Below are 25,660 nucleotides of genomic sequence, written 5' to 3' on the forward strand. Positions count from 1 at the left end.
ATACTCCCACTTATTATAATACGTCACGGAAGAAGGGAAATCAACCGCAGATTTGGAAAATGGCTGGTATTTCCAAAGGGGTTGGGGTATTCTTATAGAAGAGTTGCAGTGAAAGGAAGAAGAATATGACAGAGAATCGATGTGAAAATTTTTCCCGGATTACAGATTGGTGTCATGCTCTGATCCGGTCTTTGGCACCGCGGGAGGGAAACTATATTGATGCGACTATGGGAAAAGGGAATGATACCCTCCTTCTTGCAAGGTTGGCGGGAGAACAGGGGCAGGTTCTTGCTTTTGATATTCAAAAGGAGGCGCTGGATATGACAAAGGCGCTTTTGAAAGAAAATGGTGTGGAGAACCGGGCAAAACTGATCCTGGATGGACATGAACAGATGGATCGGTATGCAAAGAAAGAGAGTATGGATGTCATCTGTTTTAATTTCGGATATCTGCCCGGAGGAGATCACAATATTGCTACCGCCGCCAAAACAAGCGTTGCAGCTGTTCAAAAAGGACTTGAGATATTGAAACATGGAGGTTTTATGAGCCTTTGCATTTACAGTGGCGGAGATACGGGATTTGAAGAAAAAGAAACCTTACTTGCTTTTTTAAAGGAGCTTTCTCCCGGAGAATATACGGTAATCCTTCAGGAATACTATAACAGGAAAAATCATCCTCCTCTGCCTGTGCTTATATTTAAAAAGTGATCTGCGTCCCTCTTGTAAGAGGAAGAAAGGGATAGTATAATAGCACTGACAATTTTTTTTGGAGGATAGGATATGCAGAGAAGAAATATTGGGCTATGTGTGGTGTTCGCCATCATCACATGCGGCATTTATATGTTTTACTGGATGTATCAGATCAATGAGACAGCCAGGAGAATCAATCCCCAGAGGTGGAATACAGACGGAGGAATGGTCATTCTCTTTACAATTATTACATGCGGCATTTACGGGTATTACTGGAATTACCAGATGGGAAAAGCGTTTCAGGTATTTCCGGATGTAACGGATAACAGTATTCTGTATCTGATCTTAAGCATTCTTAATCTGGATATTGTAAACTATTGTCTGATCCAGAATGATATTAACCGTTATACGCCGGAATAGGAGGGGAAAACATGAGAAGACCAAAACGTGAGATCAAAGATTTAAAAGATATTCAGGAGATTATAAAGGAATGTAAGGTGTGTCGGATCGGTATGCAAAGCCAGGGGAAGATTTATATTGTTCCCATGAATTTCGGCTGTGAATATGAGGACGGCCAACCGGTATTCTATTTTCACAGCGCAAAGGTGGGACGCAAGATTGAAACCTTTCGGGAGGAGCCGGAAGTTTGCGTGGAGCTTGATTGCCGCCATGGCTTGATGGAAGCGGAAAAGCCCTGTGATCACAGTTATTATTTTGCCAGCCTGATCGGAACCGGGAAAGCAAGAATGATGCAGACACCGGAGGAAAAACTGTACGGTCTGAAAGTAATTATGCGTCACCAGACGGGAAAGGACTTTGATAACTTTGATGAAAAGTGGATCAATGCGGTGGAAGTGATCAAGGTTAAGTTGGAAGAATATGCCTGCAAGCATCATGACGGGACGAACTGATTTTGTGAAACGGATATGAGAGGGAAAGCCGCTGGCTTTCTCTTTTGTGGTTGAAAGGAAATTTTAAAACAATCCTGTTCTGGAAAATTTTACAGCTGATATATATTAGCACTATTACAAAAAAATTTATTTTTCGCAAATTAATGCTTTAACTCGCGAAAGTAATGTGCTATAATATCCGCGTAGGCAATGAGCCGTGCAGAAATACAAGAAGACAAAACGCCTGCTTGCAGGCGGAGTTGGCGTCTTGTATTTCTATAGGGCGAAGCCCGTGAACGAGAACTCGGAGAGTTCGAGGGGCAAGGCGAATGGTAAAAAACCATGAAGGCGAAGCCCGTGAACGAGAACTCGGAGAGTTCGAGGGGCAGGGCAAAGTACTACAAAAGGATCAAGATTCTCAAAAAAGGAGGAACAGTCATGATTTGGGCAAAGGAAGAGACTCTGCCAAGAAGTGAAATAGAAGCAATCCAGTTAAAAAAATTGAAAGAGACAGTTCATTATATTTATGAGAAGGTTGCTCCTTATCGAAAAAAGATGGATGAAGCAGGGGTGAAGCCGGAGGATATCCGTACTTTGGAAGATCTGACGAAACTGCCCTTTACATATAAAGCGGATTTCAGAGACAATTATCCGATGGGACTTTTTGCAGTGGACAAAAAAGATCTTGTACGATTCCACGCAAGTTCCGGGACAACAGGAAAGCCGACCGTTGTAGGTTACACAAGGCATGATCTGGATGTATGGCTGAATAATGTTGCACGTATTGCCTGTATGGGAGGGGCGTCGCCGGACGATGTGGCACAGATTTCTTTCGGCTATGGAACATTTACCGGAGCGCTGGGTCTGCATGGCGGACTGGAGAAGATAGGCGCATCAGTGATTCCCATGTCATCAGGAAATACAAAAAAGCAGATCATGTTTATGCAGGATATGGAAGTAACACTGCTTGTGGCAACACCGTCCTATGCATTGCATTTAGGAGAGGAAATCCGGGCAAGAGGAATAGACCCCGCAAAGGATCTTAACGTACATATTGGTCTGTTTGGCGGAGAAGGAATGACGGAACCTATGCGGGATGAAATGCACAAGGTATGGGGAGAACAGTTCCTGTGCACGCAGAATTACGGTATGAGCGAGCTGTGCGGGCCGGGAGTGGCCGGAGAATGTGAGCAGCTTGCGGGAATGCATGTCAATGAGGATTGGTTTATTCCGGAAATTGTTGATCCAAAAACCGGAGAAGTTCTGCCCCCGGGAGAGAAGGGGGAACTGGTTGTTACCTGTCTTGGGAAGGAGGCTCTTCCGCTTGTGAGATACCGTACCGGGGATCTTACAAGGCTGATGTATGAACCGTGCAAATGCGGAAGAACAACGGTCCGCATGGAAAATCTTTCCGGACGTGCAGATGATATGCTTGTCATCAGAGGAGTCAATGTATTCCCGACGCAAATAGAGGAAGTACTTTTCCAGATTCCGGAGATCGGACCTCATTATGAAATCCTTGTGGAGAGAAAGAACCGACTGGATGTTATGACGATCACAGTAGAGCTTGTAGATGACAGACTGCTTGACAGCTACTCCATGTTAAGCGAGCTGGAGGCAAGAATAAAGAAAGGGCTGAAAGCCCAGCTGGGACTTGCCACTCAGATTAAGCTGGTAGCGCCTTATTCGCTTCAGAGATTTGAGGGAAAGGCAAAGAGAGTAACAGATTTGAGAAAGGATGGACTATAAAATGTCAGAGTCAAAGAAAGTAATCATGCTCGGCAACGAGGCGATTGCCAGGGGAGCATACGAAGCGGGAGTGAAGGTGTCAGCTGCTTATCCCGGAACACCGAGTACAGAAATCAGTGAATATCTGGTACAGTACAAAGACGATCTGTACTGCGAATGGTCACCTAACGAAAAGGTGGCAACCGAGGTGGCGATCGGAGCTTCTGTTGCCGGGACAAGAGCTATGTCCTGTATGAAGCATGTAGGATTTAATGTAGCAGCAGATCCGGCCTATACCGTTTCTTATATGGGAGTTAACGGAGGGCTGGTTATTATTGTGGCAGACGATCCGGGACTTTACAGTTCCCAGAATGAACAGGATACCCGTATGGTGGCAAGAGCAGCGCAGCTTCCTGTTCTGGAGCCGTCCGACAGTTCGGAAGCAAAAGAATTTATGAAGATGGCCTTTGATTTAAGTGAAAAATTTGACCGTCCTTTTGTTTTCCGTACGACAACAAGGCTGGCACATTCCCAGGGAATCGTAGAGCTTCATGAAAGAGAAGAAATCCCGGATAAACCCTATGAGAGGAATATTGCAAAAAATGTTATGATGCCCGGCAACGCAAAGGGACGTCATGTGGAAATTGAAAAGAGAAACAATGAACTTGCGGAAGAAGCAAATAGATTGCCAATTAACCGAGTGGAGATGGGAGATACCAAAATCGGCGTTATTACCAGCGGGATTCCTTACCAGTATGTAAAAGAAGCTTTGCCGGAAGCGTCCGTTCTGAAACTTGGTATGGTGAATCCGCTTCCAAGAAAGATGATCGAGGAATTTGCTTCCAAGGTTGAGAAACTCTATATTGTAGAAGAATTGGATCCGGTTATCGAGGAACAGGTGAAATCCTGGGGAATCCAGGCAGTGGGAAAAGAGATTTTCACTGTTCAGGGCGAATACAGTGCCAATATGATCCGGGAGGCAATTCTGCATGAAAATCTGGAGCTTTCTGCTCCTGCAGCAGTGCCGGGACGTCCGCCGATCCTCTGTCCGGGATGTCCTCACAGAAGTGTATACTATGTGCTGAATAAGTTGAAAATCCATGCGGCGGGAGATATCGGATGCTATACGCTGGGAGCAGTGGCGCCCCTTAGTGTTGTGGATACCACTGTCTGTATGGGAGCCAGCATTTCCACCCTTCATGGTATGGAGAAGGCAAAGGGGAAAGAATACATTAAGAACTGGGTGGCAGTGATCGGCGATTCCACGTTTTTACATACAGGAGTTAATTCCCTGATGAATATGATGTACAACAAGGCTACAGGAACCGTCATTATCCTGGATAATTCCACAACGGGAATGACGGGGCATCAGGATCATGCCGCAACAGGGAAAACGCTTCAGGGAGATCCTACTTATGCTATCGATATTCCGGGACTTTGCCGAGCCCTCGGCGTAAAACATGTCCAGGAGATCAATGCGTTTGATATTGAAACACTGGAAAAGGCAATTAAGGAAGAGGTAGCACGGGATGAAGTTTCCGTTATTATCACAAAGACACCGTGCGTTCTCCTTTCAAAGGAGAAGAAACCTCTGTATATTGCACATCCGGATAAATGTAAGAAGTGCGGGATGTGTATGAAACCGGGATGTCCGGCTATGACAAAGAATGAAGATGGAACCATCCATATTGACGATACGATGTGCACCGGATGCGGACTGTGCGATTCTCTGTGCAAGTTTGGTGCGATTGAATTAGTAAAGGAAGGTGACAGATAATGGCAGTAAAAAATATTATGATCGTAGGCGTCGGAGGCCAGGGAACTCTTCTTACCAGCAGAGTTCTGGGAGGACTTGCCATTGCAGGGGGATATGACGTAAAGCTGTCAGAGGTACATGGAATGGCCCAAAGAGGCGGAAGTGTTGTGACCTTTGTGCGCTATGGAGAAAAAGTGGCAGAGCCTATTGTAGAAGAAGGCCAGGCGGATGTCATTATCGCTTTTGAAAGATTAGAGGCAATGCGGTATGCTCATTTCCTGAAAAAGGACGGAGTACTTGTTATCAATGACTGGAGGATCGATCCCATGCCGGTGGTGATCGGAGCAGCCAAATATCCGGAAGGTATTCTGGAAGAGCTGAAAAAAGACCATAAGGTTTATGCGGTGAATGCTACAGAAGAATCTAAAAAACTGGGCAATCCGAAAGTGTTTAATATGATCGTACTGGGTGTGGCGGCACAGCATATGGATTTCTCAAAGGAAGACTGGTACAAGGTAATTGAAAGTACTGTACCACCAAAGACCATTGAGATCAACAAAGCCGCATTCGATGTGGGATATCACCTTGTTTCAAGATGATATAGAATTAAAGGAACCAAGAAGGAGGTGTCACATGCTAAAGCAACTATCAGTATTCGTGGAGAATAAGCCGGGCAGCCTTATGGAAGTTACATCCAGGCTTACAGAAGCTCATGTAAATATCCGGGCGGTCGCGTCTTTTGATACTCCGGAGTTTGGTATCCTTCGTCTCATAGTCGATAAGCCAGCAGAGGCGAAGGGTTATCTTACTGAACGGGGATTTGTTGTAAGAGTCAGCGACGTGATCGGCGTAGAGCTGGAAGATAAAAAAGGCAATCTCAATCAGATGTTGGCAATACTTGCAGAGAATCACATCAATGTAAGTTACATCTACTCATTTGTAATCCGCGAAGGACGCGCTCCGGTTCTGGTATTTAATACAGACGATTATCAAAAAGCAGCTTCCATTCTTAAGAGTGCAAATGTGAAGACAGTAGATGAATCCGATCTTTAGAACTGGTTTTATACCAGAAGAAATTAAGAATAGGAGTAAAATAAATATGGCAGGAGTATCATTAGAAAATTGGCAGGAAAGGATCAGAGATCCGAAAATTGAGTGTATGAGCAGGGATGAAATGTCAGCCCTGCAGAGTAAAAAACTGGTAGATCTGGTGCACAGAGTATACAATAATGTGGAATTTTACCGAAAGAAAATGGATGACCTCGGTATAGAGCCAGGGGATATCAAGGGAATTGAAGATATTGGAAAACTTCCCTTCACAACAAAGGAAGATCTGCGAGACAACTATCCATTTGGACTTCTTGCAGTTCCGCAAAAGCAGATTGCCCGTGTTCAGGGAACTTCCGGAACAACAGGTAAGCTGACCCTTGCTTCCTATACCCAGAAAGATGTCGAGGTGTGGGGAGAATGTGTAGCAAGAGCGCTGACTATGGCGGGTCTTACAGCAGAAGACCGTATCCATGTTTGCTACGGCTATGGACTTTTCACAGGAGGAATGGGACTGGACCTGGGTGCACAGGCTTTGGGAGCAATGGCAATTCCAATGTCGGCAGGAAACACACAGCGTCAGATGATGTGTATGGAAGATTTCGGCGCTACAGCATTTGCCTGCACGCCGTCCTATGCTGTTTATCTTGCAGAGTCTATTCAGGAGGCAGGCCTTGTAGATCATATGCAGTTGAAAGCTGGTATTCACGGCGCTGAGCCATGGACAGAAGAGATGAGAAAAAAGATAGAGGATATTCTCCATATCAACTGCTTTGATATTTATGGCCTGTGTGAGATTACCGGACCGGGTGTTGCGCTGGATTGCATCCACCATGAAGGTCTTCATGTATATGAGGATCATTTCTATCCGGAAATACTCAATCCGTCAACTCAAGAACCATGTGCAGATGGAGAGACAGGGGAACTTGTATTTACAACACTTTCCAAAGAAGGAATGCCTCTGCTTCGGTACCGCACGAAAGATCTTACAAGTATTGATCACAGTACCTGCAAATGCGGCAGAACACTGCCGAGGATCAGCAAGTTTACAGGACGTACTGATGATATGAAAGTTATCCGCGGTGTCAACGTATTCCCGACTCAGGTTGAAACGGCACTTCTGTCCATGGGCGGCGGAGTAGCTCCTCACTATCTGATGATCGTTGACCGGGAAAATAATATGGATGTTCTGACTGTCATGGTAGAGGTAGATGAACGGTACTTCTCCGATGAGATCCGGAAGCTGGATGAACTGAAAAATAAAGTCGGCGCAGTTTTGAAGCAGGCGCTGGGAGTGTCTGTACGGGTGAAACTGGTTGAACCTAAGACGATCCAGAGAAGCGAAGGCAAAGCCAAACGTGTGATTGACAACAGGCAGATGTAAGAAGGAGGGGAATATCATGGGTATTAGTAATACAGTACAACAGTTATCAGTATTTCTGGAAAACAGAGAAGGGCGTCTGGACGAAGTGCTTGACACACTGGCAAAAGGCGGTGTCAATATTGTGGCCTTAAGTCTTGCAGACACTTCTGAATATGGTATGCTCCGTATGATCGTATCAGAACCTCATAAAGGAAGAGCAGTTCTGAAAGAAGCAGGCATTACAGCAATGCTTACAGATGTGGTTGCTCTTAGAGTACCGCATGCAACAGGCTCTTTGAGCAGGGCAATGCATCAGCTGGTCGATGGCGAAGTCAATATTGAGTATATGTATGCCTTCGCAAATGGAAGTGATGCGGCTGCAGTTTTAAAAAGCGATGATCCGGGAAGAGTGATAGATATTTTGAAAGGCAGCGGATTTGATGTATATACTGCCGATGAGGCTTACCGGGCAAATGTTTAGTAAAAGAATCGAAAAATAATCAGTAAATGAGACTGTGTATATGCACAGTCTCATTTTATCTGTGAAGGATACTTTGAGGGGACCGGAGAGTGATAAAAGGAAGGCCTGATGTTAAGATTGTGCGAAGAATGAGGTGAGCGGTTTGACGGCAAGTGTAAAATCCGATATAATTACTAACATGGTTAGTAAAATGAAAGGTGATTTTGTATGTGTTTTGACAAATTGGCAGAGGAATTTATTGATACAGAAATGGTATTGTGTCATATTCCGGAAAATCAGCAGCTGATTAAAGCAATACATGGGGAAATGTTTGTACTGGGATATCTGTCTGAGCATGGAAAACGCGCCTATCCTAAGGAGTTAAGTAAAGCGCTGGATGTCAGTACAGCAAGAATTGCCAGGATGCTGAACCATATGGAGGAGAAAGGACTTATTGTACGCCAGGTGGACGGACAGGATATGAGACAGAAGATCGTCATTCTTACAGAGAAGGGAGATTCTTTGAGTGTGATACAACATAAGGAAGCAGTCGAGGCGGCCAGAAGGATTCTGGAAAGACTTGGCTTTGAGGATGCCTGCGAATTTCTCCGGATACAACGAAAAATGATTGACAGCATTGCGTGGGAAGTAACGCAGATGCAGCAATAAAGTAGAAAGGGGCAGTTTTTTGAGCAAAAGCAATCTATCACACACAGAAGCAAAGTTTCACAGGATAGAATTGAAACAAAATTTGAAAGAGAAATGTAAAGAAGCAGTAAGTGCAGTTGTGCCAATTATGGTTATCGTGCTGTTACTGTGCTTTTCAATCGCGCCTATGTCACCCAGTATTATGCTGGAGTACATAATAGGGGCAGTGATGCTGGTCATCGGAATGATGTTCTTTACACTGGGGGCAGAGATGGCGATGACCCCCATGGGGGAGCGGGTCGGCAGCAGTATGACCAGATCAAAAAAGCTTTGGATCATGGTGGTTCTGGGATTTGTTCTGGGCTTTATTATTACGATATCCGAACCGGATCTTCAGGTTTTGGCAGAGCAGGTACCATCGGTGCCGAACATGGTCATTGTCATAGCAGTAGCAGTTGGAGTGGGGATTTTTCTTGTGGTAGCTCTGCTGCGTATTTTGTTTTCTGTTCCGCTGCCGCCTCTTCTGGTGGTATTCTATGCGGTAGTTTTCGGGCTTGCACTTTTTACTCCAAAGGAATTTCTTGCAGTGGCTTTTGATTCCGGAGGTGTAACCACGGGACCAATGACAGTCCCGTTTATTATGGCCCTTGGTATCGGTATTTCTTCTATACGAAGCGATAAGCATGCGGCAGACGACAGCTTTGGGTTGGTGGCTCTTTGTTCTATCGGCCCTATTCTTGCGGTTCTTCTTTTAGGTATGATTTACCAGTCTGACGGAGGATATTACACAGCCAGCAGAATTACGGAGGTAGGGGATTCTGTGGAATTGGGTCAGTTATTTCTCCATGCTTTGCCGGAGTATTTTCAGGAAATTGCAGTTTCCTTACTTCCTATAGTAGTATTTTTTGGGCTTTTTCAAATTTTTTCTCTGCGACTCAAAAAAAGATCGCTCATTAAAATTCTTGTAGGTCTTTTTTATACTTATATTGGCCTTGTACTATTTCTTACAGGAGTAAATGTAGGATTTATGCCGGCCGGAAATTATTTGGGACAGCTTATAGCGCAGCTTCCATATCGCTGGATCATTATCCCCATTGGTATGTTGATCGGATATTTCATTGTTATTGCTGAGCCGGCCGTCTATGTACTGACGAAACAGGTAGAGGAGCTGACGGACGGGGCAATATCGGGAAATGCGATGAAGACAGGGCTTTCTATTAGTGTTGCGGTTTCTGTAGGGCTTGCCATGCTGAGAGTTCTCACGGGAATCTCTATCTTCTATCTCCTTGTACCCGGTTATGCGGCGGCGATTTTGTTATCTTTCTTTGTCCCGAAAATTTTTACAGCTATTGCTTTTGACTCGGGTGGTGTGGCATCAGGCCCTATGACAGCGACGTTTTTGCTGCCCTTTGCTATCGGGGCATGTACATCTGTAGGCGGGGATGTGGTAACAGATGCATTTGGTGTAGTTGCTATGGTGGCTATGACACCATTGATTACTATACAGGTAATGGGGTTGATCTATAAGCTGCAGGGAAAGAGTACGGAAGGATTGTCAGAGATGGAGCCTGCGCTTGGTCTGGATGCCCTTCCGGATGATGCAATCATCGAATTATAGATGAAAAATGGCAAAGGGAGATATGTGTATGAGTGAAGTATTTATGATGGTAACGATTACAGATCGAAAGCGGGCACCGGAATTTCTGGAATTTTATAAAGAAAATAAGGCAGAGGTCAGTATTGTTACCTTAGGAAAAGGTACGGCCAATGATGAGGTGCTGGATTATCTGGGACTGGAAGTGGCAGAAAAAACCGTGATTTTAAGTATAGTGACGGACAGTGTATGGAAAATGCTGAAAAGAGGTCTGCAAAGAGAACTTCAGATTGATGTGCCGGGAGTAGGGATTGCATTTATTGTTCCGGTAAGCAGTATTGGCGGAAAACGAGAACTGATGTTTTTAACAGAGAATCAGGATTTTGAGAAAGGTGAGGAGACAATATTGAAAGAGACCACACATGAATTGCTTGTTGTGATTGCAAATCAGGGATATAACGAGATGGTAATGGATGCGGCGAGAAAAGCGGGGGCGGCAGGAGGCACTGTGCTTCATGCCAAAGGCGTAGGTATGAAGCGGGCAGAAAAGTTTCTGGGAGTTTCTCTGGTATCGGAGAAGGAGCTTGTTCTGATTGTTACAAAGACAGAACAAAAAAATGAAATTATGAGGGCGATTATGAAAGAGGCAGGAATGGAGACAAAAGCTAAATCACTTGTTTTCTCGCTGCCTGTAACGAGCACAGCAGGGTTAAGACTGATAGAGGAAGAGGAAGAATAGAAATATAAAAATACCGGGACAGTATGCTGTCCCGGTGCCTTTTTAATCGCATTCGCATGTATTGCTTTTAAATATCTAAATCGGAATTGCTATTTATAATAAATAAAAGGTACATCTTACTCTCGATTAATTTTTAACCACTAAAGCTTTACTACATTGACAGCCTGTGGTCCTTTTGCGCCTTCGGTCACCTCAAATTCTACCGCCTGGCCTTCTTCCAATGATTTAAAACCATCCATGACAAGTCCGGAATAATGAACGAATACGTCATTTCCTGATTCATCGGAGATAAATCCATAGCCCTTCTGGTTGTTAAACCATTTCACAGTACCTTTGTTCATTGTACTACCTCCATAAAATAATAAAAAAATAAATTGGAATATGTGCAATCTACAGAATTGTCTGGAAATTGTACTCTCTAACACTAACATATATCAGAGGAAAAGTCAATGGAGACAGGCCGGAGTTTCCAAAGATTTTACCTTGTCTATACGAAAATTATCCTTTATAATAGACACGTATTTACAGGAGAACTGATTTTTATAATAAGGAGGCAGAAAATCACATGGGCGGTTTTTTTGGTGTTGCATCAAAGAAAGATTGTATATTGGAATTGTTTTACGGAGTGGATTACCATTCACATTTGGGAACAAGACGCGGAGGAATGGCGGCTCACGGAGCGGGGGGCTTTTGCAGAGCGATACATAATATTGAAAATTCTCCGTTTCGTACAAAGTTTGAGCGGGATGTAGAAGAGATGGAAGGAAATCTGGGAATAGGCTGTATTTCAGATTATGAGCCGCAGCCGCTTCTGATTCAGTCCCATCTTGGAAGTTTTGCCATCACTACGGTAGGAAAGATCAACAATCTGGACGAGCTTTTGAGAAAGGCTTATGAGGACGGACATTCTCATTTTCAGGAAATGAGCGGAGGGCAGATCAACGCTACAGAACTGGTGGCCTCTCTGATCTGCAGGAAGGCTTCCTTTGTGGAAGGAATACGGTACGCACAGGATATGATAGACGGGTCCCTTACGCTTATGCTGATGACAAAAGACGGCCTGTATGCGGCAAGAGACAAATATGGAAGAACGCCTGTTGTGGTAGGAAAGAAAGAAGATGGATACTGTGTGTCCTTTGAAAGCTTTGCTTATATTAACCTTGGATATACAGATTACAAGGAACTGGGACCGGCGGAAATTGTTTATATTACGCCGGAGCATGTGGAGACAGTGGCGCAGCCCGGAGAAAAAATGAGGATTTGTTCTTTCTTGTGGGTATACTACGGCTATCCGACTTCTTCCTATGAGGGAGTCAATGTGGAAGCGATGCGTTACAAGTGCGGAAGCATGTTGGCAAAACGCGACGGAGACAGTGTGCATCCGGATATTGTTGCGGGAGTGCCGGATTCCGGCATTGCTCATGCAGTTGGATATTCCAACGAATCGGGAATCCCTTATGCAAGGCCTTTTATTAAATATACCCCCACATGGCCGAGATCTTTCATGCCCCAGAATCAGAGCCAGAGAAATCTGATCGCCCGCATGAAACTGATTCCGGTAAAGGAGCTGATCGTGGATAAGAAACTGCTTTTGATCGACGATTCCATTGTACGCGGTACCCAGTTAAGAGAAACTACAGAATTTCTTTATAAGAGTGGGGCAAAGGAAGTGCATGTCCGCCCTGCATGTCCGCCGCTTGTGTACGGGTGTAAATATCTGAATTTCTCCCGTTCCAAATCAGATATGGAACTGATCACAAGAAGGATGATCCGGGATATGGAGGGAGAGGACTGTTCCGATCAGGTGTTGGAAGAGTATACAGATCCGGACAGCTGCCGCTATGCAAAAATGATCGAGGCAATACGGAAGCAGCAGAATTTTACAACACTTCGCTATCACAGGCTGGATGATCTGATTGCTTCTATTGGAATAGAACCCTGCAAACTCTGTACCTATTGCTTTAATGGGAAAGAATAGTCTATGAAGATATCTACAAAAGGAATTTATGCACTGGAGATCGTGGCAGATCTGGCAGTGCATACCGGCAATGGAAAGCTGGAGAGTCTGGGAAATGTTGCGCAGAGGAGAGCACTGTCGGAAAAGTACCTGGAACGGATTGTAAAGTCTCTGAAGGCTGCAGGAATTGTGGAAAGCACACGGGGAGCACATGGGGGATATGCCCTTAAGTGCTCCCCGGATCAAATTTATGTAAAAGATGTGCTGAATGCTGTGGAAGGATCTCTGGCACCGGTCGAATGTCTGACCCGCCCGGCAGACTGCCAGATAGATTGTGATGTCTGTCCTACAAGGGGGACATGGCAGCAGATATGGGATTGTATCCTGGACGTGACTGAAAAAGTACGTATCTCGGATATTATGAAAGAAATGGAAAAGATGAAAAAAGATATTGACAGTCAGGAAAAAGCATAGTATAACTTAAAACATATAATATATATAAGTTTAGTAGGAATAAAAGGCGAAAGATATAAGGAGCAAAAGAAATATGAAAGTTTCAACAAAGGGAAGATACGGTCTTCGCGCTCTTGTAGACCTGACTGTCAGTACGATAGATGCGCCTGTTCCTCTGGCGGATATTGCCGGGAGACAGAATATTTCCCTCAATTATCTGGAGCAGGTATTTGGCCAGCTAAGAAGGGCAGGAATCGTAAGAAGCATCAAAGGATCAGGCGGAGGATATCGGTTGGCGAAAGATGCCCGACAAATTACAGTAAAAGAAGTTTTGGAAGCTTTGGAAGGCCCTTTTTCTATTGCGGAAGATTCCGGGAATCCGGCAGACCCTCTGCAAAGAGCGATACGGCGTCTTGTCTGGGATGAGATCGACCGGCAGGTCAACAGTTTTCTGGAAGAAAAAACGCTGGATGATCTGGCAAAAGAATATGAGAAGTCCCGGCAGGACGGAATGATGTATTATATTTGAAATTTTTATTTACGTATAAATCCTACTAAATTGATATAATATGTTATAAATACAGTGGTCCGAAAATTTGTATCAGACACAGACAAAAGGAGAAGACAACATGAGAAAAGACTATCGTTTTGAAACATTGCAACTTCATGCAGGACAGGAACAGCCGGATCCCGCCAGTGACGCGAGAGCAGTACCTATTTATCAGACAACTTCCTATGTGTTTCACAGTTGCCAGCATGCGGAGGATCGGTTTGCTCTGAAAGAACCTGGAAACATTTATGGAAGACTGACGAACTCGACACAGGACGTGTTTGAACAGAGAATGGCAGCTTTGGAGGGGGGAACAGCAGCCCTGGCGACGGCGTCAGGCGCGGCCGCAGTTACCTACACCTTTCAGAATCTGACCAGAGCAGGGGATCATATTGTAGCCAGCAAATACATATATGGAGGAACCTACAATCTTCTGGAACATACACTTCCTTCCCAGGGAGTGACGGCAACTTTTGTAGATCCCGATGAAGAAGGATCCTGGGAGGCAGCCATCCGGGAAAATACGAAGGCGCTTTTTGTGGAAACAATTGGAAATCCCAATGCGAATCTGGTGGATATGGAAAAGATTGCCGAGATCGCTCACAGACACGGGATCGTGCTTGTGGTGGACAGTACCTTTGCCACCCCCTATCTCTATCGCCCTTTTGAACACGGAGCAGATATCGTGATACATTCTGCGACAAAGTTTATTGGAGGACATGGGACAGCAATTGGCGGAGTGATCATAGAAGGAGGCAGATTTGACTGGAAAGCGTCCGGAAAGTATCCTGCACTGACCCAGCCGGATCCAAGCTATCACGGAGTTATATTTGCAGACGCTGCAAAAAATGCGCCTTTTGTTACAAGGATCCGGGCGGTTCTTTTAAGAGATACCGGAGCAACGGTAGCCCCTCTTCATGCATTTTTATTTTTGCAGGGACTGGAAACATTGTCTCTTAGAGTGGAAAGACATGTGGAAAACACCCGTAAGGTGGTAGAGTATTTAAGCAGCCATCCGCAGATTGAAAGAGTCAATCATCCTTCTCTTCCGGACAATCCCTATCATGAACTTTATAAAAGAGATTTTCCAAGAGGGGGAGCGTCTATTTTTACCTTTGAAGTAAAGGGAAGCGAGGAGGAAACCCGGCAGTTTATCGACAGTCTGGAGATCTTTTCCCTTCTTGCCAATGTGGCGGATGTGAAATCTTTAGTGATCCACCCGGCAAGCACCACTCATTCACAGATGACGGAAGAAGAGCTGAAAAATTCAGGAATTAAAAGAAATACTGTCCGTGTCTCCATTGGAACAGAGCATATTGATGACATTTTGGATGACTTGGGACAGGCGCTTCGTATATTAAGCAAATAAGAATAGATAATATGAACAATGAAGAAAGGAGAGCGCCGGATTTAGGCGGCGCAGACAAAGTTATGGGAAAAATATATACAAGTATGGAAGAAATGATCGGAAAAACACCTCTTATGGAAATACAGAGGATAGAGAAAGAGGAAAATTTAAAAGCCAGGATTCTGGTAAAACTGGAGCTGTTTAACCCGGCAGGGAGTATTAAGGACAGAGCAGCTCTTTCCATGCTGCTGGATGCGGAAAAAAGGGGATTGATCAAACCGGGAGATACCATTATAGAGCCGACCAGTGGGAATACCGGCATCGGGCTGGCTGCTGCGGCTGCCTCAAGAGGGTATAAAGCAATCTTTACTATGCCTGAGACAATGAGTGTGGAGAGACGAAAGCTTCTTGCGGGATACGGAGCCAGGATCGTGTTGACAGAAGGCGCAAAGGGAATGAGAGGAGCCATTGAAAAAGCAGATGAGCTTGCCAGCACTATGGAAGGCGCAATTGTACTTGGACAGTTTGTAAATCCGGCCAATCCCAAGGCACACATGGAAACGACGGGACCGGAAATCTGGGAGGATACAGATGGAAAAATTGATATCCTGGTGGCAGGCGTCGGAACCGGAGGAACTATCACCGGGACGGGAGCTTATCTGAAAGGGAAAAATCCGGATATCCGTATTGTGGCGGTAGAACCGTCAGATTCTCCGGTACTTTCCGGCGGTGTGCCGGGACCTCACGGTCTGCAGGGAATCGGAGCGGGATTTGTTCCGGATATACTGGATACAGAAATCTATGATGAAATTGTGAAAGTAGAAACGCCGGATGCCTATGCAGCGTCCAGAAAACTGGCGTTTTCACAGGGGATTTTGACAGGCATCAGCTCCGGTGCAGCCCTTCACGCTGCCATGGTTCTTGCAAAACGGCAGGAAAATCAGGGAAAGACTATTGTGGCGGTGCTTCCTGACACGGGAGAGAGATATCTGTCCACTCCGCTTTTTGAGGAATCATCAGGAGTTTAATATCTTGATCAATGGCTTGACTCATCAATTTTTGAGGACTTGACTGGAAGGGCACCAGCGTGTAAAGTAAAAGTAATGTAATATACAAGTTTAGAAAAGCAGGAGAAAAGAATGATTACTTTAACAGGAAAAAGAGTGTCTGAAGGAATTGTCATAGGGCGTCTTGTATTTTTTAACAGGGGTGAAAGAGAGATCCGTAAAATTTATGTAGAGGATGCGGAAAAAGAGCTGGTCCGGTTCCAGAAAGCGCGAAAAAGAGCAGCGTCAGAGCTGCAGGAGCTTTACGATGAGTCGGCGGGCGAGTTGGGTGAGGCCAATGCGATGATATTTGAAATGCAGCAGATGGTCCTGGAGGACGAGGAGTTTATCAATCCTGTGATCCGCACGATTACAGAACAGAAACTGAATGCGGAGTATGCGGTTAAAGTTTCCATAGAAAATTTTCTTAAGGTCTTTTCTTCCAGAGCAGAAAGTTATGTTCGCGGTCATGAAGCGGATATTCATGATGTTGCCGCCAGAGTGTTAAGGATTCTGTCAAGAAGCCGAAAAGACAGAATGTTTATGGATGAACCATTTATCATGGCGGCCAGAGACCTCTACCCCAGTGAGGCTGTGAGGCTGGATAAATCGAAGGTTCTGGGATTTGTTACCATGTATGGTTCTATTAATTCTCATACGGCAGTGCTTGCCAGGACAAAGGGGATTCCATCTGTGATCGGAATCGGAGAAGCCCTGAAAAAGGACTATGAAGGAAAGATGGTCATTATTGACGGGTTTGACGGAAAGCTGTATATCGAGCCGGATCAGACAACAATGGAGAAGATGAAAGAAAAGAAAAAGCAGAATCTTCAGAAAGTAGAAACGCTGGAACGGCTGAAGGGGAAGGAAAATATTACACAGAGCGGTCAGAAAATAGACGTATGTGCCAATATCGGAAACCGTGAGGATATCGAAAAAGTATTGAGAAATGATGCCAATGGGATCGGGCTGTTCCGAAGTGAATTTCTTTACATGGAGTCAGGAGGACGTATGCCTACAGAGGAACAGCAGTTTCAGACATATAAGCTGGCAGCAGAAGCTATGGGAATGAAAAAAGTCATTATACGGACAGCTGATCTGGGAGGGGACAAACAGGCAGAAAGTCTGGATCTTTCCGGAGAGGGCAATCCGATGATGGGATACAGAGGCATAAGAATTTCTCTCGATAAGGAAGAAATGTTTAAAACTCAGCTTCGTGCTATTCTTCGTGCGTCAGCTTTTGGCAATCTTGGCATTATGTTTCCGATGATCACATCTCTTGAGGAAGTGATAGCTGCCAAGAAAGTGTTGCAAAAGGCAAAGGATGAATTAAAGGAAGAAAAAACCGCTTACGACCAAAATATTAAAGTAGGTGTTATGATTGAAACACCGGCAGCCGTCATGATCAGCGGTGAACTGGCAAGAGAGGTGGATTTTTTCAGCATAGGTACAAACGATCTGACTCAGCATACTCTGGCCATGGACAGGACAAACCGGCGTCTGGCTGGATATTATAATCCGTACCATCCGGCTCTGATCAAGATGATACGTATCGTCACTAATAATGTACATCTTGAAGGAAAGCACATCAGTATATGCGGAGATCTTGCAGCAGACACTTCTATGACGGAAACCTTTATTCAGATGGGAGTGGATGAGCTTTCGGTGTCTCCGGGTAAGGTTCTTCCGCTCAGGAAAAAGATCCGGGAGATCCGGTAATAAATATTGATTATTATTTTTAACAGATGGGTCCGTTTACTTTACGGACCCTTTTTGTTACACTAAAGAGGTCAAATCTCTGAAGCAGACAACAGTTTACTTTGTGATTTGTGTGATACTAAAGGAAGAAAGAGAAGGAGGAGAAATATGTTAGAGAAGTTATTTAAGCTTCAGGAAAATGGAACAGATGTAAAAACAGAAATTCTTGCCGGTATTACGACATTTATGACAATGGCATATATTCTTGCCGTAAATCCCAGTATTCTGGCGGCAGCCGGAATGGATCAGGGGGCAGTATTTACAGCCACAGCGTTGGCGGCGTTGATCGGAACCCTTTTGATGGCAGTCTTTGCCAATTACCCCTTTGCGCTTGCACCGGGAATGGGGCTGAATGCTTATTTTGCCTATACGGTTGTTCTGGGAATGGGGTATACGTGGCAGGTTGCTCTGACAGCCGTTTTTGTAGAGGGAATTATTTTTATCATTCTGTCCCTGACCAGTGTGCGGGAGGCGATTTTTAATGCGATTCCGCAGAATTTAAAAGCAGCTGTCAGCGTGGGAATCGGACTTTTTATTGCCTTTATCGGCCTGCAGAATGCTAATATTGTAGTAGGCGGCTCTACGCTGCTGGAACTGTATTCCCTGGACGGATACAATGCAGCCAACGGGGCGGAGGCGACGTTTCATGATGTGGGGATTACAGTGATCCTTGCCATTGTGGGCATCATTATTACAGGTATACTCGTGATCAGAAATATCAAAGGAAATATTCTCTGGGGAATACTTATTACCTGGATTTTGGGAATCATCTGTCAGATGACAGGAATTTATGTTCCAAATCCGGAAGCAGGATTTTACGGACTTCTCCCGGATTTCAGCAGCGGACTTTCCGTGCCGAGTCTGTCTCCGATTTTTGCAAAGATGGAATTTGAGGGTGTTTTTTCTCTGAATTTCCTTGTTGTTATTTTTGCATTCCTGTTTGTAGATATGTTTGATACTATTGGAACTTTGATCGGTGTATCTTCCAAGGCAAATATGCTGGATGAAAACGGAAGGCTGCCCCGCATTAAAGGAGCGCTGCTGGCAGATGCGGTGGCAACGACAGCAGGAGCTGTTCTTGGTACTTCTACAACAACAACCTTTGTAGAGAGCGCTTCCGGTGTAACAGAAGGAGGAAGAACAGGGCTTACCGCCTTTACAACAGCTATTTTGTTTGGGCTTGCCTTATTCCTTTCGCCGATCTTTCTTGCCATTCCATCGTTTGCTACAGCTCCGGCTCTTGTAGTGGTAGGATTTTATATGCTGACTAATGTAGTCAATATTGATTTCAATGATCTAAGCGAAGCAATTCCCTGCTATATCTGTATTGGAGCAATGCCGTTTTTCTACAGTATATCAGAAGGGATTTCCATGGGAGTTATCTCTTATGTGGCGCTGAATCTCCTTTCCGGAAAAGTGAAGGAAAAGAAACTTAGCATATTGATGTACGTTCTTTCGGTTCTGTTTATTTTAAAATATATTTTCCTGTAGGAGAGAAATGTTATCATGAGGTATATGAAACCATCTTACTATGACAGTTTTCGCTGTCTTGCAGATCAGTGCCCTGCTTCCTGCTGTGAGGGCTGGCAGATTATGATTGACGAAAAGTCCCTTAAGAGATACTGGAATTGGGACGGAAAACTTAGAGGGCGGCTTATCAACTCTATTGACTGGGAAGAAGGAGCTTTTTTGCAGTATGACAGGAAATGTGCCTTTTTAAATGAACAATTTTTGTGTGATCTCCAGGCAGAAGCAGGAGAAGAAGCACTGTGCAGCACATGCAGAGAGTATCCGAGACATGTGGAGGAATTTGAGGGAGTAAGAGAATACTCCCTCTCTTCGTCTTGTCCGGAGGCGGCGCGGATCATGCTGACTGAAAAAGGGAAAAGTTCCTTTGTCCAGTGGGAGGACGAGAAGGAGGATGAGTTTGAGGAGGACTTTGATTTTCTCCTTTATACGAGACTTTTAGAGGCAAGAGAAATTCTGTTTTCTGTGATGGAAAAAGAAGAGGTCTCCTTCTCTGTGCGTATGGAAGAATGTCTGTTTTTTGCCGAAAGACTGCAGAAACTCCTGGAGGAGGGGGATTTTGCCGCTCTGGAAGAATGGACGGAAGGGTTTGCCTTTGACTGTAACAGAGGGAAAAATAGCATGGAAAAAAGGAAAGCGAAGCGGTTTGAGAATATGCAAAAAGTCTGGCAGATCCTTATGGAACTGGAACATCTGGAAATTTCCTGGGAGAAAAGGCTGCAGGATGTACAGAAGCGCTTATACCGGAAAGGAAAAGAGAGCTACGATGCATGTTATGAAAGCTTTTGCAAGGCAAGAGAGCAGGAAGACTTCGGAAGCCGTGAATGGGACAGGATGATGGAAAAGATTGTAATTTTTTTCATTTATACCTATTTCTGCGGAGCTGTCTATGACGATGCAGTATATTCTAAGGTACTTCTGTCAGCCTTTTCTGCAGCGTGGATCGAGGAGTGTCTGATGGCAGAGTATAAAGAAAAAGGTAGGCTGCCAAAAGAGGAAGAGGTCATTCGTATGGCTTATCAGTATGCCCGGGAGATCGAACACTCCGATCAAAATCTGAACGCACTGGAAGACTGGTTCTGGCAAATTTCTCACTAATTCTTTTAGATGGATAGTTTTTCTGGAAAAAGACAACTTTTTTTGGAAAATTATGATAAAATAGAGTTGTCAGAAAAAACGGAGAATGGAGGAAGTGCTGGAATGGAAAAAGAATATATGAAATTGCCGGTTGTGCAGGAACTTGCAGCAGCCAAACAGACTGCATGGATCAATCCGAAGCTGCAGCCCTTTTCTGAAGTACGTCAAGAGATAGGCATGGCTGAAATTGACGATGCAAAAAGCAGACTGGACAGGTTTGCTCCCTTTATCAGGAAATGTTTTCCGGAAACAGAAAAAGACGGAGGAATTATTGAATCTGCTTTAAGACCAATTCCGGAAATGCAGGAATACCTGGAGCATACCTTTCATACTTCCATTCCGGGACGGCTTCTGTTAAAACAGGACAGCCATCTGGCCGTTGCGGGTTCCGTAAAAGCCAGGGGAGGCATATATGAAGTGCTGAAGCATACAGAAGATCTGGCGCTTCAGGCAGGGATCCTAAAACCTGGCGATGATTACGGGAAGCTGGCAGAGCCGGAGGCGCGGGAATTTTTCTCACAGTATAAAGTGCAGGTGGGATCTACCGGAAATCTGGGGCTCAGCATTGGAATGGCCAGCGCTGCTATCGGTTATCAAGTGATCGTTCATATGTCTGCAGATGCAAAACAGTGGAAGAAAGATATGTTAAGATCACATGGCGTAACGGTTATGGAGTATGAGTCAGATTACAGTGAAGCGGTAAAAAACGGCAGACGTCAGTCGGATATGGATCCCCAAAGTTATTTTATAGACGATGAAAATTCAGTAGATCTTTTTATGGGATACGCTGTGGCGGCTAAAAGGTTAAAGGGACAGCTGGAGCAGCTGAATGTGGTTGTGGATGAGGATCATCCGCTGTTTGTATATATTCCCTGTGGCGTGGGAGGAGCGCCGGGCGGTGTTTCCTTTGGAATGAAACAGCTGTGGAAGGACAATGTGCATTGCTTTTTCGTGGAGCCTGTACAGGCACCATGCATGCTTCTTGGAATGGCTACAGAGCTTCACAATAAGATCAGTGTCCAGGATATCGGCCTTACAGGTCTGACCCATGCAGACGGGCTGGCAGTGGGACGTCCTTCCGGTTTTGTGGGACAGGTTATGGATCCTCTGCTTAGCGGTGAATTTACAGTAGATGACAAATGGCTGTATGAATATATGAGAGGACTCTTGAATACAGAAGGGATCTTTTTGGAACCGAGTGCATGTGCATCCTTTGAGGGACCGATCCAGTTATTAAAGTATGAAGAAACAAAAAAATATCTAAAAGAACATAATCTTGAAGGTAAGTTGGAAGATGCGGCGCATATTGTATGGGCTACCGGAGGCCGGCTTGTGCCGGAAGAAGAGAGGGAAAAGTATAAAAATACTTATCTGTAGTGAGTTGTAAAAGAAAAGATTGAGGAAAAACAGAAGAGAGCATCCTGGTTGCAGGACGCTCTCTTCTGTTCAGTGAGAGTTCTATGGATGGAACTCTTTTTAACGGGAAAAAATTCTTCTTAAAATGCAGCTGATGATTCCGGCGATGCACAGAGGAATCAAAGTGGCAGACAGGCTTCCGAAGATTACCACAGCTCCGCTAAGTCCCGTGAGAGGTGCAGGAGAAGCCGGAATCAGCCCGGCAGTCATTCGCGCCAGATAAGAACCGGCACCAGTGAGGATGAAGACAGACATGCCTCGGCCTGTATCTGCCTGATAACTTCTTCCATTTTTGGAGGAGACCCGGGGACCGCTTAGGGACCAGAAAAAAGACAGAATTTCAAACAGTAGTACAAATACAGCAAAGGCGGCATAAGCTGCCATGACGTAGTTCTTTTCAGAAATTGCTGTGGAAGGGTTTCCATAGCTGGTAAGTCCTTCAAAGAAATGTGTTGCCAGTATATAGATGATCACAGCCAGTATAACAAGAGAGGCAATTTTGCAGATCATCCGGATGATGCTGGATACGGCTTTTGCTCCTGTTTGTACTGTCTTTTTAACAGGAGAAACGACATTAGGCCGGCGCCGGGATTTTTTCTTTTTGCTGTTACTGCTTTCTATATCATCATCCCAGCCATCCTCTGTATCATCATCCCAAGTGCTGTCGTAATCATCCGCCCATTTATCTGTTATGTCATCCCATTCATTATCCAGAGAGCCGGTATCCTTTTCGGGAAAAGTATCATTAGGACGGATTGGGGGAAGTTCTTCTTCATAAACGACTTCAAAATCGTCTCCAAAAAGGTCATCGTATGTTTTATGGGAAGGATTTTCATATCTGTTTCTACTCATCGATAAAGCCTCCTGTATTGTCCTTTTTATTCCATATATTTTATCGGCTTTTCAAAAGGGAATCAAGTCGGGAAGAAAAGCTTTAGAAAGATATAAGAAATTCTTTAGAGTTAGAACATGACCGTAATCTGAAGCAAAAGAATGTCCGCAAAAAAGAGTACTTCAATCTATTTGAAGCACTCTTTGTGTGTTTTTTCTGAAGCAGTCTTGTCCAAAATGAAATGCGTCCCGCCTTCTATTTATTAATTCTTTCAAATACCATATCGTATCCGTCATTTCCATAATTCAACGAACGGTTTACTCTGCTGATCGTTGCAGTAGACGCACCTGTCTTTTCAGCAATTTCCAGGTAAGTTTTCTGATCTCTCAGCATTTTGGCAACCTCAAATCTCTGGGACAATGAAAGAAGTTCATTGATAGTGCAGATGTCTTCGAAGAAAGTATAGCATTCTTCCTTATCTTTCAAACTTAATATAGCGCTAAACAGATAGTCAACAGCTTCTGTTCTGATTTTTTTATTCATATAATCTCTCCTCCGAACAAGAAATCATTTCCTATACATTTTAGCACACTAAATTCATAAAGTCCATAGCTGATAAGGAATATTTCCTGGTTTCTCATGATGCGGAATATTTCTGGTTTCCTACCGATTTCTTTTCAGGATCCTGAGTAATTTTTCAAGAGAAGTGTTGGCGATCAGTTCCACAGGGAAATCAGCAGCCTTTAGTACCTTGTCGGAATATTCGGTATTTGCAATATCTACGTCAATATGAGCATCACTTCCGAGGGTAACCATGGTCCCATATTTTTTGCAGTATTTTAAAATTTCCAGGGCATTTTCCTGTGTGTTTGTGCGGTAACCACCCGGTCTTAGGGAAGAATTATTAATTTCCAGCAAAGTACCGGTCTCTTTGGCTGTTTTTGCCAGGATTTCATAATCAGCAGGAAATCTTCCATCATCAGGATGACCTATGATATCGATATAATCCTTATGCATGGCATTGACATAGGCTGCAGTATTTTGCTGAAGGCCGGCATCTTTGCCATAACATGGCGGGTGGATACTTGCGATTGTAATGTCGAGAGATTTTATTGTGCTTATTGGAAGGTCTACGTTTCCATGCTCATCCATAATATTTAATTCTGCTCCCAGCAAAAGTGGAATTTCATAGCGTTTCCGGGGAACAACTTTCAGATTTTGAAAATAATAAAGACAGCAGCTTCCCGGCATTTCCGGAGCGTGTTCCGTGATCGCAAGAGCTTCCAGCCCTTTTTCCAATGCTGTCTCCGCCATTTCCCTCATGGTGTTGTAGGCATGCCCGCTGGCAAGAGTGTGGGTGTGAGTATCTACTTTTATCTGCATTTCTTTTCTCCTTTATGAAAATTAGAATATGTTAAAATATGTAATGAATAATATATGGAAATTTTTTCAGTTTTTATTATGCATGAATTTTTTGGGGTATGTCAAGATTACAAGATGAGAAAACAGTCCCTAAAAGCCTGCATTTATGGTCTGTTTTCCCGCTTTATGTATATTTTCCGGCAGCAGGGAAAAGATGATAACAGAGAAATTATAAGAATACAGGAGAAATGGCATATGATAGAACATGAACAGAAAATGAATGCAAAAGAACAGGCAAAGAAACAAGATGTTTCCGGCAGGTGCTTAGAGGATCGGAAGAAAAAAGAAGAGCAGCGCCGGAATCGCCGGATCATTGATTCGTATGACTATTTGAGCAGCGCAGCATCGGCGCAGGACTGTACAGGACTGATCCCGGCAGAACCAGAGACAGAGGCGGAGAGGGAGTCTTATCAGGATCTCTATGAATATCAGTATCTGCCGCCTAAATTTCCACCGGAAAAGAAGGTATTTTAAATCCGGCTGCGACAGACACATTCCACTTTTTTATGCATATAGTAAGGAAAAAAGGAATGTGATTATTATGGCGCAACAGACCCTTGTCCCGATCAGCGGGATCATTCAGCGTATAACCCCTATTTCCCAGGACTGCTGTTCCTGGCAGGTATCCATTGTGAACAATAACGGAATAACAAATTTTGTAGTCAGTCCTGTTACGTATGTGATTCAGGAGGTGCGGCTGCGCCCCGGTATGCAGGTGACAGCATTTTATGACAGCAATCTGGCAATCCCTCTCATCTATCCGCCGGAATATCAGGCAGTGATCATTGGAAGAAAAAATGCAAATGAGACGATCTACGCAGGATATTTTGATGACAATCTGGTAGCGGAAGATCGGTCACTGAAACTCAATATAGCACCGAGTACAGAAATTATGACGTCCAATGGACAGAGATTCACCTGCAGCCTGGGCGGACAGCTGCTGGTAGTTTACTATTCTGCTACGACGAGGAGTATCCCGCCGCAGACTACACCAAGGCGGATTATAGTGATGTGTTGACAGTTTAGGACGTAACACTTTTTAAAAGTGTTACGTCCTAAACTGCATTAAACCCTGTGCAAAACTGCGAAAAGCGGTGGGTAAAAATGACTTTTCTTTTATTTGTATCTATACAAACTAGCGTAAAGATTTTATATTAGATATAAGGAGGAATGTCATGAGGGAAAAAGCAGGAAAAATTTTACTATATACTTTGGCTGTTGTATTTGCGGCACAGATCAGCATGACTGTGTTTATTGTGGATTTCCAGATTTCGATGGGTGTTATTCTGCTTGCAGCCTT

The 25,660-nt window shown here is 44.3% G+C and carries 27 protein-coding genes; 23 read left to right on the forward strand and 4 right to left on the reverse strand.

Annotation, left to right across the window (positions count from 1 at the left end):
* Window positions 1-125: 125 nt before the first annotated feature.
* The 12 genes from mnmM to WJ238_RS05010 all read left to right on the forward strand — a co-directional run bounded on the left by mnmM (window position 126) and on the right by WJ238_RS05010 (window position 10,914).
* Window positions 126-707: a tRNA 5-(aminomethyl)-2-thiouridylate-methyltransferase MnmM gene (mnmM, locus tag WJ238_RS04955; protein WP_337606308.1), complete on the forward strand. Its 582-nt coding sequence runs from the start codon at window positions 126-128 to the stop codon at window positions 705-707.
* A 72-nt stretch (window positions 708-779) separates the two neighbouring features.
* The gene (locus WJ238_RS04960) at window positions 780-1,109 is read left to right on the forward strand and encodes a DUF4234 domain-containing protein (protein ID WP_230106712.1); all 330 of its coding nucleotides are present in this window, start codon (window positions 780-782) and stop codon (window positions 1,107-1,109) included.
* 11 nt (window positions 1,110-1,120) lie between these two features.
* On the forward strand, window positions 1,121-1,600 hold the full coding sequence (locus tag WJ238_RS04965; RefSeq protein WP_230106711.1) for a pyridoxamine 5'-phosphate oxidase family protein: 480 nt from the start codon (window positions 1,121-1,123) through the stop codon (window positions 1,598-1,600).
* A gap of 417 nt (window positions 1,601-2,017) precedes the next feature.
* Window positions 2,018-3,328, forward strand: a complete 1,311-nt coding sequence (locus WJ238_RS04970; protein ID WP_230106710.1) for a phenylacetate--CoA ligase family protein — start codon at window positions 2,018-2,020, stop codon at window positions 3,326-3,328.
* A 1-nt stretch (window position 3,329) separates the two neighbouring features.
* Complete coding sequence (gene iorA, locus WJ238_RS04975; protein WP_316266515.1) at window positions 3,330-5,084, forward strand: indolepyruvate ferredoxin oxidoreductase subunit alpha; 1,755 nt, start codon at window positions 3,330-3,332, stop codon at window positions 5,082-5,084.
* Window positions 5,084-5,662: an indolepyruvate oxidoreductase subunit beta gene (locus WJ238_RS04980; protein WP_316268398.1), complete on the forward strand. Its 579-nt coding sequence runs from the start codon at window positions 5,084-5,086 to the stop codon at window positions 5,660-5,662. Before iorA ends, WJ238_RS04980 begins: the two co-directional genes overlap by 1 nt.
* 34 nt (window positions 5,663-5,696) lie before the next feature.
* Entirely contained in the window at window positions 5,697-6,116 is a 420-nt protein-coding gene (locus tag WJ238_RS04985; protein ID WP_230106707.1) for an ACT domain-containing protein, read from the forward strand.
* 46 nt (window positions 6,117-6,162) lie between these two features.
* Window positions 6,163-7,494: a phenylacetate--CoA ligase family protein gene (locus tag WJ238_RS04990; RefSeq protein WP_230106706.1), complete on the forward strand. Its 1,332-nt coding sequence runs from the start codon at window positions 6,163-6,165 to the stop codon at window positions 7,492-7,494.
* A 16-nt stretch (window positions 7,495-7,510) separates the two neighbouring features.
* A complete protein-coding gene (locus tag WJ238_RS04995; protein ID WP_230106705.1) occupies window positions 7,511-7,954 on the forward strand; it encodes an ACT domain-containing protein in 444 nt (147 codons plus the stop codon).
* 207 nt (window positions 7,955-8,161) lie between these two features.
* On the forward strand, window positions 8,162-8,602 hold the full coding sequence (locus WJ238_RS05000; protein ID WP_230106704.1) for a MarR family winged helix-turn-helix transcriptional regulator: 441 nt from the start codon (window positions 8,162-8,164) through the stop codon (window positions 8,600-8,602).
* A gap of 127 nt (window positions 8,603-8,729) precedes the next feature.
* Window positions 8,730-10,199, forward strand: coding sequence for a DUF1538 family protein (locus WJ238_RS05005; protein WP_256195790.1), 1,470 nt, complete (start codon window positions 8,730-8,732; stop codon window positions 10,197-10,199).
* Between the two features lie 28 nt (window positions 10,200-10,227).
* Window positions 10,228-10,914 carry a P-II family nitrogen regulator gene (locus WJ238_RS05010; RefSeq protein WP_230106703.1) on the forward strand — a complete coding sequence of 229 codons (687 nt, stop codon included), beginning with the start codon at window positions 10,228-10,230 and terminating at the stop codon, window positions 10,912-10,914.
* Window positions 10,915-11,054: 140 nt separating this feature from the next.
* Here WJ238_RS05010 and WJ238_RS05015 read toward each other — a convergent pair whose 3' ends face one another.
* Complete coding sequence (locus WJ238_RS05015) at window positions 11,055-11,255, reverse strand: cold-shock protein (protein WP_230106702.1); 201 nt, start codon at window positions 11,253-11,255, stop codon at window positions 11,055-11,057.
* Window positions 11,256-11,479: 224 nt separating this feature from the next.
* Here WJ238_RS05015 and WJ238_RS05020 point away from each other — a divergent pair, with 224 nt between their 5' ends.
* The 9 genes from WJ238_RS05020 to dsdA all read left to right on the forward strand — a co-directional run bounded on the left by WJ238_RS05020 (window position 11,480) and on the right by dsdA (window position 22,067).
* Window positions 11,480-12,892: an amidophosphoribosyltransferase gene (locus WJ238_RS05020; RefSeq protein ID WP_337606310.1), complete on the forward strand. Its 1,413-nt coding sequence runs from the start codon at window positions 11,480-11,482 to the stop codon at window positions 12,890-12,892.
* 3 nt (window positions 12,893-12,895) lie between these two features.
* Complete coding sequence (locus tag WJ238_RS05025; protein ID WP_316268400.1) at window positions 12,896-13,345, forward strand: RrF2 family transcriptional regulator; 450 nt, start codon at window positions 12,896-12,898, stop codon at window positions 13,343-13,345.
* Window positions 13,346-13,418: 73 nt separating this feature from the next.
* Entirely contained in the window at window positions 13,419-13,853 is a 435-nt protein-coding gene (locus tag WJ238_RS05030) for an RrF2 family transcriptional regulator (RefSeq protein WP_230106699.1), read from the forward strand.
* Between the two features lie 100 nt (window positions 13,854-13,953).
* Entirely contained in the window at window positions 13,954-15,243 is a 1,290-nt protein-coding gene (locus WJ238_RS05035) for an O-acetylhomoserine aminocarboxypropyltransferase/cysteine synthase family protein (protein ID WP_337606311.1), read from the forward strand.
* A 62-nt stretch (window positions 15,244-15,305) separates the two neighbouring features.
* Window positions 15,306-16,250: a cysteine synthase A gene (gene cysK, locus WJ238_RS05040; RefSeq protein WP_256195788.1), complete on the forward strand. Its 945-nt coding sequence runs from the start codon at window positions 15,306-15,308 to the stop codon at window positions 16,248-16,250.
* A 111-nt stretch (window positions 16,251-16,361) separates the two neighbouring features.
* Window positions 16,362-17,987: a phosphoenolpyruvate--protein phosphotransferase gene (gene ptsP, locus WJ238_RS05045; RefSeq protein ID WP_230106697.1), complete on the forward strand. Its 1,626-nt coding sequence runs from the start codon at window positions 16,362-16,364 to the stop codon at window positions 17,985-17,987.
* 147 nt (window positions 17,988-18,134) lie between these two features.
* The gene (locus tag WJ238_RS05050; RefSeq protein WP_230106696.1) at window positions 18,135-19,517 is read left to right on the forward strand and encodes an NCS2 family permease; all 1,383 of its coding nucleotides are present in this window, start codon (window positions 18,135-18,137) and stop codon (window positions 19,515-19,517) included.
* Window positions 19,518-19,532: 15 nt separating this feature from the next.
* Window positions 19,533-20,651, forward strand: coding sequence for a flagellin lysine-N-methylase (fliB, locus tag WJ238_RS05055; RefSeq protein ID WP_337606313.1), 1,119 nt, complete (start codon window positions 19,533-19,535; stop codon window positions 20,649-20,651).
* A 102-nt stretch (window positions 20,652-20,753) separates the two neighbouring features.
* A complete protein-coding gene (gene dsdA / locus WJ238_RS05060) occupies window positions 20,754-22,067 on the forward strand; it encodes a D-serine ammonia-lyase (RefSeq protein ID WP_337606314.1) in 1,314 nt (437 codons plus the stop codon).
* 99 nt (window positions 22,068-22,166) lie between these two features.
* Here the strand turns inward: dsdA and WJ238_RS05065 are convergent, their stop codons facing one another.
* The 3 genes from WJ238_RS05065 to WJ238_RS05075 all read right to left on the reverse strand — a co-directional run bounded on the left by WJ238_RS05065 (window position 22,167) and on the right by WJ238_RS05075 (window position 24,321).
* Window positions 22,167-22,958 carry a hypothetical protein gene (locus WJ238_RS05065; protein ID WP_337606315.1) on the reverse strand — a complete coding sequence of 264 codons (792 nt, stop codon included), beginning with the start codon at window positions 22,956-22,958 and terminating at the stop codon, window positions 22,167-22,169.
* Between the two features lie 235 nt (window positions 22,959-23,193).
* On the reverse strand, window positions 23,194-23,481 hold the full coding sequence (locus tag WJ238_RS05070) for a YerC/YecD family TrpR-related protein (protein WP_230106692.1): 288 nt from the start codon (window positions 23,479-23,481) through the stop codon (window positions 23,194-23,196).
* Between the two features lie 120 nt (window positions 23,482-23,601).
* Window positions 23,602-24,321: a phosphatase gene (locus tag WJ238_RS05075; protein WP_230106691.1), complete on the reverse strand. Its 720-nt coding sequence runs from the start codon at window positions 24,319-24,321 to the stop codon at window positions 23,602-23,604.
* A 234-nt stretch (window positions 24,322-24,555) separates the two neighbouring features.
* On the opposite strand from WJ238_RS05075, the gene WJ238_RS05080 reads away from it, so the two are divergent.
* Window positions 24,556-24,834 (forward strand): hypothetical protein, encoded by a 279-nt coding sequence (locus WJ238_RS05080; protein ID WP_230106690.1) that lies wholly within the window; start codon window positions 24,556-24,558, stop codon window positions 24,832-24,834.
* A gap of 67 nt (window positions 24,835-24,901) precedes the next feature.
* Window positions 24,902-25,378, forward strand: coding sequence for a hypothetical protein (locus tag WJ238_RS05085; RefSeq protein WP_316268410.1), 477 nt, complete (start codon window positions 24,902-24,904; stop codon window positions 25,376-25,378).
* The last annotated feature ends 282 nt before the right edge of the window (window positions 25,379-25,660 follow it).

The sequence above is a fragment of the Claveliimonas sp. genome, from assembly GCF_037273965.1.
Taxonomy (GTDB): domain Bacteria; phylum Bacillota; class Clostridia; order Lachnospirales; family Lachnospiraceae; genus Claveliimonas; species Claveliimonas bilis.